General features: G+C 72.9%; 13 protein-coding genes and 1 pseudogene. 9 read left to right on the top strand and 5 right to left on the bottom strand.

Annotated elements, in window-relative coordinates; all coding sequences use genetic code 11:
• Positions 1 to 515: 515 nt before the first annotated feature.
• The 3 genes from KBX39_RS33180 to KBX39_RS06930 all read left to right on the top strand — a co-directional run bounded on the left by KBX39_RS33180 (position 516) and on the right by KBX39_RS06930 (position 2852).
• On the top strand, positions 516 to 1421 hold the full coding sequence (locus tag KBX39_RS33180) for a hypothetical protein (RefSeq protein ID WP_247659937.1): 906 nt from the start codon (positions 516 to 518) through the stop codon (positions 1419 to 1421).
• A 125-nt stretch (positions 1422 to 1546) separates the two neighbouring features.
• Positions 1547 to 2452, top strand: coding sequence for a hypothetical protein (locus KBX39_RS06935; RefSeq protein ID WP_312246610.1), 906 nt, complete (start codon positions 1547 to 1549; stop codon positions 2450 to 2452).
• An 88-nt stretch (positions 2453 to 2540) separates the two neighbouring features.
• Entirely contained in the window at positions 2541 to 2852 is a 312-nt protein-coding gene (locus KBX39_RS06930; RefSeq protein WP_043326231.1) for a hypothetical protein, read from the top strand.
• A 22-nt stretch (positions 2853 to 2874) separates the two neighbouring features.
• On the opposite strand, the gene dacB is transcribed toward KBX39_RS06930, so the two are convergent.
• Positions 2875 to 4458, bottom strand: a complete 1584-nt coding sequence (gene dacB / locus KBX39_RS06925; RefSeq protein WP_210869639.1) for a D-alanyl-D-alanine carboxypeptidase/D-alanyl-D-alanine-endopeptidase — start codon at positions 4456 to 4458, stop codon at positions 2875 to 2877.
• 192 nt (positions 4459 to 4650) lie between these two features.
• On the opposite strand from dacB, the gene KBX39_RS06920 reads away from it, so the two are divergent.
• Positions 4651 to 4932 carry an iron-sulfur cluster biosynthesis family protein gene (locus KBX39_RS06920; RefSeq protein ID WP_030501863.1) on the top strand — a complete coding sequence of 94 codons (282 nt, stop codon included), beginning with the start codon at positions 4651 to 4653 and terminating at the stop codon, positions 4930 to 4932.
• A 1-nt stretch (position 4933) separates the two neighbouring features.
• Here KBX39_RS06920 and KBX39_RS06915 read toward each other — a convergent pair whose 3' ends face one another.
• Positions 4934 to 6025: a hypothetical protein gene (locus tag KBX39_RS06915; RefSeq protein ID WP_208635275.1), complete on the bottom strand. Its 1092-nt coding sequence runs from the start codon at positions 6023 to 6025 to the stop codon at positions 4934 to 4936.
• A 209-nt stretch (positions 6026 to 6234) separates the two neighbouring features.
• On the opposite strand from KBX39_RS06915, the gene KBX39_RS06910 reads away from it, so the two are divergent.
• Both KBX39_RS06910 and KBX39_RS06905 read left to right on the top strand, forming a co-directional pair.
• Positions 6235 to 6639, top strand: coding sequence for a hypothetical protein (locus KBX39_RS06910; RefSeq protein ID WP_210869637.1), 405 nt, complete (start codon positions 6235 to 6237; stop codon positions 6637 to 6639).
• Between the two features lie 250 nt (positions 6640 to 6889).
• Positions 6890 to 7282, top strand: a complete 393-nt coding sequence (locus tag KBX39_RS06905) for a cupin domain-containing protein (protein WP_013284343.1) — start codon at positions 6890 to 6892, stop codon at positions 7280 to 7282.
• Positions 7283 to 7330: 48 nt separating this feature from the next.
• Here the strand turns inward: KBX39_RS06905 and KBX39_RS06900 are convergent, their stop codons facing one another.
• Together KBX39_RS06900 and KBX39_RS06895 are read right to left on the bottom strand one after the other, a co-directional pair.
• Positions 7331 to 8512 (bottom strand): threonine synthase, encoded by a 1182-nt coding sequence (locus tag KBX39_RS06900; RefSeq protein ID WP_210869634.1) that lies wholly within the window; start codon positions 8510 to 8512, stop codon positions 7331 to 7333.
• An 8-nt stretch (positions 8513 to 8520) separates the two neighbouring features.
• Positions 8521 to 9539 (bottom strand): annotated as a pseudogene (locus tag KBX39_RS06895) (DNA polymerase ligase N-terminal domain-containing protein).
• A 78-nt stretch (positions 9540 to 9617) separates the two neighbouring features.
• Between KBX39_RS06895 and KBX39_RS06890 the strand changes: the two are divergent.
• Positions 9618 to 10400 (top strand): aldo/keto reductase, encoded by a 783-nt coding sequence (locus tag KBX39_RS06890; protein WP_043326222.1) that lies wholly within the window; start codon positions 9618 to 9620, stop codon positions 10398 to 10400.
• A 62-nt stretch (positions 10401 to 10462) separates the two neighbouring features.
• Here KBX39_RS06890 and KBX39_RS06885 read toward each other — a convergent pair whose 3' ends face one another.
• Positions 10463 to 11599, bottom strand: a complete 1137-nt coding sequence (locus tag KBX39_RS06885; protein WP_210869632.1) for a cellulose binding domain-containing protein — start codon at positions 11597 to 11599, stop codon at positions 10463 to 10465.
• Between the two features lie 329 nt (positions 11600 to 11928).
• Here KBX39_RS06885 and KBX39_RS06880 point away from each other — a divergent pair, with 329 nt between their 5' ends.
• Both KBX39_RS06880 and ctaD read left to right on the top strand, forming a co-directional pair.
• Complete coding sequence (locus KBX39_RS06880) at positions 11929 to 13035, top strand: FAD-dependent monooxygenase (RefSeq protein WP_043326218.1); 1107 nt, start codon at positions 11929 to 11931, stop codon at positions 13033 to 13035.
• 127 nt (positions 13036 to 13162) lie between these two features.
• Complete coding sequence (gene ctaD, locus KBX39_RS06875; protein WP_113971902.1) at positions 13163 to 14920, top strand: cytochrome c oxidase subunit I; 1758 nt, start codon at positions 13163 to 13165, stop codon at positions 14918 to 14920.
• The last annotated feature ends 68 nt before the right edge of the window (positions 14921 to 14988 follow it).

Raw genomic sequence — 14988 nt, 5'->3', positions numbered from 1 at the left:
CTGTCTGGCCGCCTCCGCGCGCCGGCGGACCGCCGGCTCTCGACCTTCCGGCCGCCGGCCCGCTCCCGGCCGACACGCCCGCCCCGGGCGCGCTTGCCCCGGGCGCGCTTGCCCCGGCCCCGCTTGCTTCGGGTCCGCTTGCTTCGGGCGCGCTCGCTTCGGCGCCGCTCGCTTCGGGCTCGCTCGCTCCGGGTCCGCTCGCTTCGGGTCCGCTCAGCCCGGGTGCGCCTGCTCCGGGTCCGCCCGGCTCCGGCACGCCCGCTCCGGGTTCGCTCGGCCCGAGGCCACTCGTCTCCGGGGCGGCTGCATCGGCCGTCCCCGAGTCGCGTCCGAACCCGCCCGGCGGCCGGGTTCCGCTGGTCGGGCCGGCGCCGATCGGACTGCACCTGTCCGCTCCGTCGCCGGTCCGGCCCGCTTCAGATCCGGCCGAACCCGGCCCGCCGCAGGTGGCCGAAACAGAAGCGAGACCGGGCCGGCACTCCGCCCGGGAGAGCATCCCGGCGCGCCTCGCCGATATGACCAGCGGGATCGGCCACCTGACCAGCGGGATCGGCGACCTGGCCGGCCGGATCGGCGATCTGGCGGGCGGGATCGGCGTCCGGCTGCGCGACGCGGCGCGAACCAGGCTGACACTCGGCACGACCCGGCCCCCGGCCGATGCCCCGGGCACCCGGGTCGCCGTGGCCCGGGCCCGTCGTCGGCGCCGGCGCGCCGTGCTGGCGGCGGTGGCCGTGACCGGGCTGGTGGCGGCGCTGGCGTACGCGGGCCGGTCACCCGCGCCACCGTCGAACCGGGAGACGTCGCCCGTGGCGGCGCCGAGCGATCAGGCGCCCGGCGACCAGGCGCCCGATCAGGCGCCCACCGACCCGGTGTCACCCGGCGGGCCGCTGCTCGACGTGGACCTGGCGCCGCTGCCGGGGGCGTTGTCGCTCACCGCGCTCGGTACGCGGGACTGGCGGCACTGGGGCGGTACCGGCGCGGACAGCTTCCATCGCAAGGCGGGCGGCACCGGCGAGATCCAGGATCCGGGTGGCGAGCGGCTGGAGCACAACGCGGGCGCCTGTGATCTCCAGTGGACCGACGGTACGCCGACAGCGCGCCAGGAGGGCACCCGGGCGGGTGTCTTCCAGCGCGGCGCCGGGAAGAGCTTCACGCTCGGGGTGGCCGGGAGCGGGGACCTGCGCACGGTCCGGCTGTTCGTCGGCACGTTCTCGGCCGGCGCGCGGCTCGACCTGACGCTGTCCAGCGGCGGCGATCCCGTCGTCCGTGAGGTCGCCCTCGCCGCGGGCGACCGCTTCTACCAGTACGTCATCCGCTTCCGGGCGGCCCCGGGGGAGCGGCTGCTGATCAAATGGCAGGCCCTGACGGTCACCGGCGCGCAGAACGACGGGGTGGCCCTGCAGGCGGTCACGGTAAGCTGAGCGGCCGGTCCGGCGAGCGGCCGCCAGGTAACGAACTGGAAACGCCCGTCACTCGACATATGGCGCAAAGAGCCGTCCGGTGACACCGTGAAGCCCGTCGCGCACCAGTCGTATCCGGCGGTGTCGTGACCGAAGTGGAGGGTGTGGTGGGCCAGGAGGACCGTCCGCGTACCGGCCCCGGCTCGCATCGGCACGGCCTTCCGCGTACCCGCTCCGCGCTGCGGCGGCTGCGCCGTCGGCGTCGGCTGATGCTGGAAGGGCTGGCCGCGTTCCTCTGCCTGGCGGCACTGGCGCTCTACCTCGGCGTCGAGCGGCACGACGCGCCACGCGAGGAGCACGCCCGGCTGCCGGCCGCGCCGCCCGGCCGGGTCGGGCTGCCGAACGAGGCCGACGACACGGTGGCCAATCCGGGACTGCGTCCCCGGCAGCGGCCACCGTCGCCGAGCCCGACGCCGTCCACGCCGTCGCCGTCGCCGTCGAGCGCGCTCCCGCCGACAGTCACCGTGACCCGCGCCGAGGTGCCCGCCACCGTCGACCTCACCGCCGTGGGCACCACCGACTGGGTCCACTGGGGGCTCACCGGCGCCGACCGGACGGTCCGCAAGCGGGGCGGCTCCGGCGAGATCCGCGACGAGGGCGGCCGGGGGCGGCGGCAGAGCTTCAACAACAACCCCGAGGCGTACGCCTGGCGCGACGGCAACCCGGTCGCGTCGGCGAGCGGCACCATGTCCGGCGTGTACGCCTGCCACCGGGGCAGCGGGTTCAACCTGGCGGTGGCCGCCGACGGGCAGCAGCGCACGGTGCGTCTGTACGCCGGGCTCTGGATGGCCCGTGGCCGCCTCGACGTGCGTGTCTCCACCGGCGGACCGGTGACCACGCTCCGGATGGAAGACCCGCACACCGCGCTCACCACCGAGTTCACGATCAAGTTCCGCGCCCAGCGTGGCGCGCGGCTGCTGCTGAACTGGACGGTGGAGGAGTCGCTCGGCGACTGCGGCAACGTCAGCCTCCAGGCGGTGGCGCTGCGCTGAGCGGGGACAGTTTGTCCGTCGCGTACCCGGCACGGCGTCGTAGGTTTCCGTTGTTCCCGTCCGACCATCCCCTGTGGAGGCACGACCGATGACCGGCCCTGCTCCCGTCGTCCCCGCCCGCCCCCGCGCCGACGGTGACGTGCTGCGCGAGATCCCGATGCCGCCGTACGTGACGGTCGAGGACGTCCAGTTCGCGGTGCGCGCGGTGGTGGTGCACGCGCCGCGGACGTGGTCGGGCGGGACCATCTGCCGCAACGACGCCAGCCCCCACCCGTGCCGGCTGCACCGGTGGGGTCGCCGGGTGCTCACCCTGCGCGGGCTCCCACCGGCCGAGATCGACGCGCTCGTCGAGCGGGGTGACCCCGCCGCCGGCCCGCAGCCGCGCCGCCCCGGCGCCTAGCACCGGGGCGGTACGGCGCCGGTCAGCAGAGCGCCGGTTTGACCCAGGAGCACTCCCGTCCCTCCGGTACGCGCGGTGACTCCGGCGCGGCCGGCACGGTACGCCGGGCGGTGGCCGTCTCCCTCTCGGTGTACGCGGCCAGGGCGATCGCGATCTGATCCTCCAGCCCCTTCACCGACGAGGTCAGGTAGTTGTTCAGCACGATCGAGAACGCCAGCAGCCGGCCGTCCGCACTCGTGACGTAGCCGGAGAGCCCTGACGCGCCGGTCAGGCTGCCGGTCTTGGCGTGCACGTTGTTCGCGGCGGCGGTGCCGCTCATCCGGCTGCGCAGCGTCCCGCCGACGAGCCGGTTCGGGTTGCCGGCCACCGGCAGCGCGGCGTACCAGGTGTCGAACCACGGTTCGGCGCGGACCGCCGAGAGCAGCGTGACGAACTGTCCCGGCGGGACGAGGTTGCGCCGGGACAGGCCGGAGCCGTCACGTTGGCGCAGCGTGCCGGTGTCCACCCCGGTGTCGCCCACGTACCCGCTGATCGCGGAGAGCCCGGCGGCCCAGGTGCCGGAGCCGGAGAGCTGGCGGCCGAGTTCCTTGGTGAGCACTTCGGCGTGGCCGTTGTTGGAGAGCTTGAGGAACGGCACCATGAGGTCGGTCAGCGGCATCGAGTCGTGCCGGGCCAGCGGCTTGGCCGTGTCCGGGGTGGCGGCGCCGAGCACGGTCCGCCCGAGCACCCGTACGCCGTGACGGCGCAGCGCGGACCGGAACACGTCGGCCGCGTACCCGGTCGGTTCCCAGACCGTCACCCAGTCGCTCTCGGTGGCCTGGCCGAGCGCGATCTGGCCGGTGACCACCACTGTGTTGCCGCCGTGCTCGCGTTCGAACGAGATGGTGGTCTCGCCCTCGGTCACCGTCTCGGCCCGGTTCTCGATGCGCAGCCAGCCGTTGTCCGGAGTCATGGTGATCTTCGGTCGGGCGCCCGCCCGCGTTCCCGGCGCGGCGTGGACGATCACCGTGCCGGCGTCGTAGTCGGTGTCCGGGGCCACGGTGAGCGCGGACACCTGGGCGGCGTAGTAGTAGGGCTCGTCGTCCCAGGTCCAGTCCGGGCCGAGCCGGTCGCGGTCGTACCGGGTGTCGTCGGCGACCAGGTTGCCCGCGACGACCCGTACGCCGGTCGCGGCGACCTGCGCGGCGAGCCGGTCGTAGTCGGCGGCGAGGATGGTGGGGTCGCCTCCGCCGCGCAGGTAGAGGTCGCCGGAGAGCATGCCGGCGTGGCGCGGCCCGTCGGCGCTCACGTCGGTGGTGAACCGGTGGCCCGGTCCGAGCAGTTCCATCGCCGCCGCGGAGGTGAACAGCTTGGTGTTGGAGGCCGGGATGAGCCGTCGCGTCCCGTTGCGGTCGTACAGCGTGCGGCCGGTGGTGGTGTCGACGACGACCACGCCCGCCTGCGCGCCGTCGAGCCGGCTGTCGGCGAGGACGGCGTCGATGGTGGCGTGCAGCCGGGTCTGCGCGGGGGTGGGCGCTTCGGCAGTGGCGGTGGTGGCGCCGGCGGTGGCCGCGGTGGCGACCAGCACCAGCACCGCGAGCGCCCGGGGGAATAGGCGACGATGCATGTGCCGATGCTGCCATGGAGATTTCCTGCGGGAAAGACTCCGGTGTGAAAGGTTATCGCCAGGAGACGTGGCGCGCACCGCGCCGTCTCTGCCCCCAGCCTAGGGATTCGCCGGGCCGAGGGAGGGAAAAGACCTGTACGTGGGCCTTGTCGCCCGCGCGAATCCCGACATCCAGCCATGAGGAGTTCAGCGATGCTGACCATGACCGACAACGCCGTCCTGGTGATCCGTGACCTCGCCGCCCAGCAGGACGTGGCCGACGCCGGTGGGCTGCGCATCGCCGCCGACACCGAGGCCGGTTCGCTCTCCATCGAACTGGTGCCGGAGCCGGTGCGGGGCGACCAGGTGGTGGACACCGAGGGGGCGCGCATCTTCCTCGACTCCGACGCCGCCGAACTGCTGAACGACACCTCGGTGGACGCGGTCGTCGACGACGAGGGCGTGGTGCAGTTCGGGTTCACCGAGAAGGAGTGAGTCAGCCGGCGCGGCGGGACTCCCCGCCGCGCGGCGAGCGGCCGGTACGTCCCCGTTCCGGGACGTCCGGGTCGGCCCACCACGCCCGGCCGCGCTGGTCCCGTTCCGGTCGGACCAGTGCGGCCAGCACCTGCGCCAGGTGGTGCGAGGTGCTCCACGCGATCCAGTTGGCCGGGGAGCCTGCGCCCGCGCCGCGCCGGGCCCGCCGGACGATCTCGTGGTCGCCCCAGGAGAAGCCGGCCCCGGCTGCCGGCCAGTGCGCGGCGGCGGTCACCGTGCGGCACAGGTCGGCGAAGCGCTCGTCGCCCCGCCCGCCGCGCCGCGACCAGCGGTAGACCCACCACGCGTCGTCGGTTGCCCAGCGCAGCGTGGGAACCCGGTCGACCGGCTCGTCCGCGCCCCGTACCGCGCAGCTCACGCCGTAGTCGCCGTACCCGAGGTCCAGGTCGGCCAGGCGCTGCCAGAGCGACCAGTCGTACCGGTCCAGCCGGACCGGCTCGTCCACCGGAAGCCGGGTCAGGGCCGGCGGCATCCCGCCGGCCGCCACCGTCACCGAGCGCCAGGCGTGCCGCCGGGCCCATTCCGCCGCGCGCCGCACCCGTGGCTCGGCCAGCCGGACGTCCGCGGTGCAGCACACGTCCTCCGCGTCGAGCAGCAGGTCGCACTGCTCCGGCATCAGGCCGGTCAGCCGCCACACCCGCTCCGCGGCGGCCGTCGCGGCGTCCGGCCCGCTTCGGTCCGGGCCGGTGCGCAACCGGACGACCGCGTGGTGCGCCCAGGCCCGTGCCGCCGCGCCGTGCGCGGCCAGCCGCCGGTCGCTGTCCGTCAGGCCGATGACCGGCGCCAGCGGTACGCCCCAACGGACCGGATCGTGTTCCGGGGTGTCCGGAAGCGCCGACACGTCGACGGCGGGCAGCAGCCCGTCCGGCAACCGAGCCAGCGAGTCCTTGATGGACGGTGCGTCCGCCGCGACGTCGAGAACCGGTGCGAGCAGCGGGGTGGAGGCTCCGTCGAGATGGGACAGCGCCTCCAGCTCACCGCGCCGCGCGGCCAGCACCGGGCGGTAGACCGGGCCTCGGGGCGACTGCACCATACTTAAATGTAGCCAGCCGATCGCTCTGCGTCACGTCGTGAACGTTTTCGCAGGTCAGAGCCGTTGGCTGTCAATGATCGGACACTTCTCCGGCTGGTTGCCGGGCGGTGCGCCGACATAGCGTCGGAATCATCGAGGGTGACCGCCGACGATCGCCCGAACGCGCACGAACGCCTCCGGCCGGCGTACCGGCGGGAGAGAGGATCACCATGCCCAGCCGCAGAGGTAGGAGGGAAACCACCGGCCAGCCGATCCCGAGCATGCGGGAGGCCGCACGCGCCGACACCGAGATCAACTCGTGTTCGCCGGTCGGGCTGCCGGCCACCGCACGGATGCTGTTCGCCGTGGTCGACGCCGACGGAAAACTCGTCCGCGGCCTCGGCGCCACCTCGGCCACCCGGCTCGCCGCCGGGATGTACCAGGTCGCGTTCGACCAGGACGTGGCCGGAGCGGCGTACGTCGGATCGGTGGGCCCCGCGACGGCGAACGGGCTGGTCCCGCAGGGTGTCATCACCGTGGCGCCGCGCTCGGGTATCGCGAACGCCGTGTTCGTCGAGACGCACGACACGAGCGGGCACGTGGACCGTCCGTTCCACCTGGCCGTGCTGGCCTGACCGGACACGCAGACGAGCGCACGGCGCCGCACGACCTCCGGTCGTAACGTCGCCGCGCTCCGGCCGTCTCCCACCGCCGCAGCCGTACAGGCGGTACGCCAGCGGGGACTTGGCTCGACCGGCCCGTCCCGCACCGGTCTTGTCGGCAGCACATGCCCCTTCTCCGGGGATCCAAACCGGATCGGCGTGGGGAATTCCACCATCTGCGACTCCCGGCGTGGCGGGCGCGTGATCGGGGTATGAGCGGGCCATGGAGCATTTCACTATCGCGACAGTCGCCGAGAAGAGTCCCGACTTCCGCCGCGTGCTCTGGACCGGGGAGCACACCCAGCTGGTCATCATGACCATTCCGCCGGGCGGCGAGATCGGCGAGGAGGTCCACGAGGGCATCGACCAGATCCTCACGTTCGTCAGCGGCACCGGCGAGGCCCGGGTGGCCGGCGAGAAGAAGGAGGTCGTCTCCGGCGACCTCGTGGTCGTCCCGGCCGGCACGAAGCACAACTTCGTCAACACCGGGCCGAACCCGCTGGTGCTCTACACCGTCTACGGCCCGCCGGAGCACGCCGACGGCGCGGTGCACAAGACGAAGGAGGAGGCGGACGCCGCCGAGGAGGCCGGCGAGGACGAGCCGCCGACGTCCTGACGCCCGGTGCGCACGTGTTAAGCGGGGGCCCCTGCTCTACCGGAGACGTTAAGAAGGGGCCCCTCCTTGCACCAGGCCGGGGTATTTCAGGCCGGCGCCGGTGTTCAGCACCACCACGCGCTCGCCGGGGCGGATCCAGCCACCGGCCCGCAGGTGCCGGGCGGCGGTCAGGCAGGCCGCGCCCTCCGGGCAGAGCAGCAGCCCCTCGCGGGCGGCGAAGTCGCGCAGGTCGGTGAGGATCTCCGCGTCGTCCACGGCGATCGCGGTGCCGGCGCTCTCCCGCAGCGCGGACAGGATCAGCTCGTCGCCGAGCGGGGCGGGCACGGTGATGCCGAACGCGACGGTGCGCGCGTCCTCCCACGGGGTGACGCGGTCCTCGCCGGACGCGAACGCCCGCACGATCGGCGCGCATCCGGTGGACTGCACCGCTACCAGCCGGGGCAGCCGGTCCTCGACCCAGCCCAGCTCGCGCAGCTCGTGCAGCGCCTTGTGGATGCCGATCAGCCCGACGCCGCCGCCGGTCGGGTAGACGATCACGTCGGGCACCTGCCAGCCGAGCTGCTCGACGATCTCGTACCCCATGGTCTTCTTGCCTTCGAGGCGGTACGGCTCGCGCAGCGTGCCCGCGTCGAAGATCCGCCCGTCCGACCCGGCGATCAGCTCGGCGATGTCCCGGCCGGCGTCGTTGATCAGGCCGTCGATCAGCCGTAGGTCCGCGCCGGCGGCGAGGCACTCCTCCCGGCAGATGGTCGGCGCGGCCAGCGGCATGGCGATCGTCGCGCCCATCCCGGCCCGCGCCGCGTACGTGGCCCAGGCCGCCCCGGCGTTGCCGTTCGTGGGCATGGCGATCCGCTCCACGCCCAGTTCCCGGGCCCGGCTCACGCCCACCGACGCGCCCCGCGCCTTGAACGACCCGGTCGGGGTCAGCCCCTCGTCCTTGACGAGCAGATCCGCGATGCCGATCTCGTGGCCGTACGCGGGCGCACGCCACATCGGCGTCCAGCCCTCGCCGAGCGTGGTGACGCACCGGGGATCGGCCACCGGCAGCAGCTCCCGGTAGCGCCACAGGTCGGCCGGGCGCAGCCCGAACTGCTCCGGGGCCACGGTGGCGGCCACCTCGGCGAGGTCGTAGCGGGCCAGCAGCGGCGAGCCGCAGCCGCACAGGTTCTGCAACACGTCGGCCGGATGGTCACGACCGCAGCGCGGGCACTCCAGGTGCGTCAGGTGCACGGTGGTCCTCAGCTCGCGTCGATGCTCAGCCAGTGCCGGCTGCGCCGGCCCGGCTCGTACGGGGAGTCGAGGCGTTTCGCCACCACTCCCGGGAGCCCCTGCTCACGGGCGGCCCGCAGGGCGTCCGCACCGACTCCCGGGAACCACGGCGGAGTCTGCCAGTGCGGACCGGCGAGCGCCAGACCGTCGAGCAGGTCACGGCGTCCAGGCTCGGCACGCCCTCCAGCCAGAGCAGGTCGACGGCGAGGAACTGCCCGTCGCGCCGGGTCGGCGGCCGGACCCGCCCGGCCGGGTCGATCCGGACCAGCACGCCGTCCAGCACCGCCTCGGCCGGGGCCAGCGCCTCGGCCATCGCCCGCAGCCAGGGGTACGACCCGGTGACCTCGTTGTCGTCGCCGTCGAGCAGCCGCAGCCGGCCGCCCGAGACGTACGCCATCGCGCGCACGCCCGCCCAGCGCAGCTCGTACCCCCAGGCGTCGGCGTCGCGCGGCAGCCGCCCACCCTCGGCGGGCAGCATCGGGCGGACCAGGTCGGGCATCGGCGTCCAGCCCTCCGGCGCCGGGTCGGTGCGCCTGATCATCCAGTCCCGGCCCCGCCCGCCGGTGGCGAACAGCACGTACCGCCCCTTCGTGCGCTCGCCGTCGAGCACCACGATCACCTCGTCGTCGCGCCACTTCTCCGCGCGGTAGGTGCCGGTGTCGTGCACTGTCATCCGGCCGCCGCCGTACTCCCCGGCGGGAATCTCCCCGTGGAACGTCAGGTACTCCATCGGGTGGTCCTCGGTGTGCACGGCGAGGTGGTTGCGGCCCGGGTCGCGGGGCAGGCCGCGCGGCACCGCCCAGGAGGCGAGCACGCCGTCGTGCTCCAGCCGCAGGTCCCAGTGCAGGCTCCGGGCGTGGTGCTGCTGAATGACGAAGCGGGGCGCGCGCCGCGCGGACCGCTTCCGGCCGGGCGCCCGCTCGGGCACCGGTTCCGGGGTACGCGCGGCGTCCCGTTTGCGCCGGTACTCGTCCAGCCGGTCCGCCATCCCCGCATCCTCCCCCAGACGCGCCGTGCGCGCCGGGATGCCGGTGTGTGTGCGGCGAACCGGGGTAGAACGGGGGACATGGACAGCGACCAGCCCACCCTTCCGCTCGCCGGTGACGTCCGGATCCCGCTGCTCGGCTTCGGGACGTGGCAGGCCACCGGCGAGGCCGGCTTCCAGGCCGTGCTCGCCGCGCTCGACGCCGGCTACCGGCACATCGACACGGCCACCATGTACGGCAACGAGAAGGAGGTCGGGCGGGCGGTCAAGGAGAGCGGGCTGCGCCGCGAGGACGTCTTCATCACCACCAAGCTGCCGCCGGACCGGGTGGGCCGGGAGCGGGAGACCATCGAGGCGAGCCTGGCCGCCCTGGACACCGACTACGTGGACCTGTGGCTGGTGCACTGGCCGCCGTCCGCGCCCGGCGACAGCATCCCGGTGTGGCGGGAGATGCTCGCCGCGCGGGACGAGAACATGGCGCGCACGGTCGGGGTGAGCAACTACTCGATCGGGCAGATCGACGAGCTGATCCAGGCCACCGAGGAGACGCCGGCGGTCAACCAGATCCGCTGGAGCCCCTCGCTGTACGAGCGGCACACGCACGCCGCCCACCGGGACCGGGGCGTGGCGCTGGAGGGGTACAGCCCGTTCAAGACCAGCGACCTGTCCGACCCGGTGCTGGTCCGCATCGCCCAGGCGCACGACGTGTCGCCGGCCCAGGTGGTGCTGCGCTGGCACATCGACCACGAGATCGTGGTCATCCCGAAGTCGGTCACGCCGGAGCGGATCCGGGCCAACGTCGACGTGTTCGGGTTCTCGCTCACCGCCGAGGAGATGCGCGACATCGACGCGCTCGCCGGCTGAGGCGTACCCGTGGAAGGGGCGCGGTCCGCAGCGGACCGCGCCCCTTGCGTCGTGTGCGGTGGTCAGCCCCGGGCGCAGGTGGAGCCGTTGAGCGTGAAGCTGCTCGGTGCCGAGTAGCTGCCGTTGAGCGTCGCCTGGTAGCCGAAGGTGGTCGACGCGCCGGGCGACAGGGTGCCGTTGTAGCCGGCGTCGCGCGCGGTCACCGCGGAGCCGCTCTGGCTCACGGTGGCGTTCCACGCGTTGGTGACGGTCTGCCCGGAGGGCAGGTTGTAGTTGAGGGTCCAGCCGTTGATCGTGCCGGAGCCGGTGTTCTTGACCGTCACCTCGGCGGTGAAGCCGTTGTTCCACACGTTCGCCGCCTTGTAGGTGACGGTGCAGGACGCGCCGCCCGAGGGCGGGGGCGTGGTCGGCGCCGACGTGGTCGGCGGCGGGTTGGAGCCGCCGGTGTTGACGTTCTGCGAGAACGAGTTGACCGCCAGCCCGACGCCGCCCTGCCACGGCTCGAAGCCGGCCTGGATGCTGGTCAGGTACCAGTCGTTCGTGATCGCGCCCCGGTTGCGGGTGTCGTTGATGAACGCCAGCGCGTCGAAGCTGAAGCTGGGGATGGCCGACGGCGACAGGTACGAGATGACGTTGTTCGAGCCGTTGCTGCCGCGCCACACCTCCCAGGTCCGGCCCGCGATGTTGGCGGTGCCGACCGGGGAGCCGATGGGCTGGATCGAGCCCTGCCGGTTGAGCCAGATCATGATCTCCATCTGGTTCACCCCGTCCCGCTTCGGCGACGGGTCGAGCCAGATGTCGTACGAGGCGTTGAAGATCGCGCCGCTGACGTAGTTGTAGCTGATGCTGGACGGTGCGCTGCTGATGTTCTTCACCTGCACCGGCAGGTTCGTGCCGGGCGAGCAGTTGGTGTAGTGGCAGCCCACGAAGATCGACGGGTAGGCGACCGGCGCCCCGTTTGTCGGCGCGGAGCCGTCCGCCCGGGTGATCGAGAAGCCGGTCGAGGTGACGTTGATGCACTGCTGGGCGCTGGTGCCCCAGCGGTTGTTCTGCACCACGTACTTGCCGCCGATGGTGGTCGAGCCGTACTGCTCGCAGATCTGCGTGTCGGCGGAGGCGGCGCCGCCGAGCGCTACGGCGACGATGGTGCCGGCGGCCAGCAGGCCGGCTGCGGCGAGAGCCCTGAGTGGACGCTTCATGATGCTCCTTGGCTCGGCGCGGGGACGGCGCCGGTTCGGTCGGTGTTACGGACGGGAGCGCTCCCACGGTGCAGGGAATACATTTACATGTCTCAAATCATTGCGCAAATGCGCCGGGCTCGTTAACGCTCCGCGTACGGCCGGTGGTGCGACCGAGTGCCGCGGCCGACCCCTTCCCCCAGATGGAGGCGGGATTCCTGCCGGTGGGACGGGGTGTGCCGCCGACCGGCGGTCCGTGCCAGGGCGAGCGGGCACTTCCGCCGCCTGGTTGCGGCGAGTAATGTCTTGCCTCCAACGCGTGCCGTTCCCCTCCGGAGGCGTAACCCACCATGGGTGGTTCACCCCTGCGCGTCCTCGTCGTCGGCGCGGGCATCGCCGGACTCGCCGTCGCCCGGGCGCTTCGCCTGGCGGGATTCCGGCCCGACGTCACCGAGCGGCTGCCACCCGCGGAGTCGACAGACACCGGCCTCTACCTGCCGGGCAACGCGGCCCGGGCGATGCGCCGGCTCGACCTCGACGGCCCGCTGCGCCCGCTCGGCCAGGTGATCCACCGGCAGCGCTTCCTCGACGCCGCCGGTGCGCCGCTGTGCGAGGTCGACCTCGACGCGCTCTGGACCGGAGTGGGGGAATGCCGGGCACTGCCCCGGGCCGAGCTGCACCGGGTGCTGCTCACCGGCGCCGGCGGCGCGGTCCGCCACGGCGCCGAGGTCAGCACCGTCGACCCGCTGCCCGGCGGCGTGGCGGTCGGCTTCACCGACGGCACCAGCGCGGAGTACGACCTGGTCGTCGGCGCGGACGGCCCACGCTCGGCGGTACGCACGCTCGCCGCGCTCGGCGGGCCGCCCCGCCCCGCCGGTCACGTGGTCTACCGGGCCCTCGTGCGCGGCGGCCCGCGGATCGCCGACTGGACCGCCCTGCTCGGCCAGCGGGCCGGGTTCCTGGTGGTGCCGCTCGGCGCCGGGCGGCTCTACTGCTACGCCGACGAGGCCGGCACCGACCTGCCCGCCGACCCGCTCGCCCGGCTGCGCGAGCTGTTCGGCTCCTACGGCGGCCCCGTCCCGGAGGTGCTGGACGCGCTGGAGACGGTGTGCGTCGAGCGCACCGAGGAAGTCGAGCTGGGGCGGTGGTTCCACGGCCGGGTGCTGCTCGTCGGTGACGCCGCTCACGCCACCGCGCCGACGCTCTCCCAGGGCGCGGCCATGGCGCTGGAGGACGCCGTCGTGCTCGCCGAGTCGCTGCGCGCCGCCGGCAGCGTCGACGCCGCGCTGCTGGCGTACGAGAGTCGCCGCCGCCCGCGTACCCGCTGGGTGCGGGACCGGACCCGGGACCGCAACCGCACCCGCGACGTGCCGCCGGCGCTGCGCGACCCGTTGCTGCGCGGACGCGGCGGACGGATCTTCCGGGAGCACTACCGGCTCCTGACCGGCCCGCTCTAGGCGGCCGGAGATCGTAGCCGCCCACCCCACGCGGCGGGGCCACCTACCGGGGACTATCCTCCTTGCGGATGACGGCTGCGCCGATGACCAGCGCGCCGAGCGGGACAACCAGAACCGGAGGCCACTCGTGACCACCGTCGCACCCAAGCCGGTCGTGACCCGGCCCTGGCCGGTCCGGGAGCCGGTCAAGGGGTCGGCCCTCGCGCGGCTGTTGCGCACCACGGACGCGAAGCAGATCGGGATCATGTACATGGTCACCGCGTTCGTGTTCTTCATGATCGGTGGCCTGATGGCCCTGATCATGCGTGCCGAACTGGCGCGGCCGGGCCTGCAGTTCCTGTCGCCCGAGCAGTACAACCAGCTCTTCACGATGCACGGCACGATCATGCTGCTGTTCTTCGCGACGCCGATCGTGTTCGCCTTCGCGAACTACGTGGTGCCGCTGCAGATCGGCGCGCCGGACGTGTCGTTCCCGCGGCTCAACGCCTTCGCGTACTGGCTCTACCTGTTCGGCGGCACGCTCGCCACCGCGGGCTTCATCGCCCCGGGCGGCGCGGCCGACTTCGGCTGGACCGCGTACACGCCGCTGAGCACCGCCGACCACGCCCCGGGCGTCGGCGCGAACATGTGGGTCGTCGGCCTGGCCATCTCCGGTCTGGGCACGATCCTCGGCGCGGTCAACCTGATCACCACGATCCTGACCCTGCGCGCGCCCGGCATGACCATGTTCCGGATGCCGATCTTCACCTGGAACATGCTGGTCACCAGCCTGCTGGCGATCCTGGTCTTCCCGCTGCTGGCCGCCGCGCTGTTCGCGCTCGCCGCGGACCGCCTGATGGGCGCCCACGTGTACGACCCGGCGACCGGCGGGCCGATGCTGTGGCAGCACCTGTTCTGGTTCTTCGGTCACCCCGAGGTGTACATCATCGCGCTGCCGTTCTTCGGCATCATCAGCGAGATCATCCCGGTGTTCTCCCGGAAGCCGATCTTCGGCTACAAGGGCCTGGTGGCCGCCACCATCGCCATCGCCGCGCTGTCGATGAGCGTCTGGGCGCACCACATGTTCGCCACCGGCCAGGTGCTGCTGCCGTTCTTCAGCTTCCTGAGCTACCTGATCGCGGTGCCCACCGGTATGAAGTTCTTCAACTGGATCGGCACCATGTGGCGGGGCCAGATCACCTTCGAGACGCCGATGCTGTTCTCGATCGGCTTCCTGGTGACGTTCCTCTTCGGTGGTCTCACCGGTGTGCTGCTGGCCAGCCCGCCGCTCGACTTCCACCTGCACGACTCGTACTTCGTGGTGGCGCACTTCCACTACGTGCTCTTCGGCACCATCGTGTTCGCCGTCTTCGCCGGCATCTACTTCTGGTTCCCGAAGATGTTCGGCCGGATGCTCGACGAGCGCCTCGGTAAGATCCACTTCTGGCTCACCATGATCGGCTTCCACACCACGTTCCTGGTGCAGCACTGGCTGGGCAACGAGGGGATGCCGCGCCGGTACGCCGACTACCAGGCCATCGACGGCTTCACCACGCTGAACACGATCTCCACGATCGGCGCGTTCATCACCGGTATCTCGACGCTGCCGTTCATCTGGAACTGCTGGAAGTCGTACAAGACCGGCCCGGTCGTCGAGGTCGACGACCCGTGGGGCTACGGCAACTCGCTCGAGTGGGCCACCAGCTCCCCGCCGCCGCTGCGCAACTTCGACCGCATGCCGCGCATCCGCTCCGAGCGGCCGGCCTTCGACGCGAAGTTCCCCGAGCTGGCCGCCGGGCAGAGCCTGGCCGGACCGCCCGAAGGTGGTGCCAAGCCGCTGACCAGCGAGGCCAACGGTGGTGCCAGCTACCAGGAGGACACCGCAGGCAACCTCGACCAGCGCTGAGTTTCGCGCCGTCACGTCGAGCCGGGCGCCGCACTCCCTGACGGGGGCGCGGCGCCCGCCCTTTTCCC

It is taken from the genome of Micromonospora sp. D75 (assembly GCF_018070405.1).
Lineage (GTDB): Bacteria > Actinomycetota > Actinomycetes > Mycobacteriales > Micromonosporaceae > Micromonospora > Micromonospora chalcea.
The sequence above is the reverse complement of the archived record's forward strand: the minus strand, read 5'-3'. Positions and strand labels throughout refer to the sequence as shown.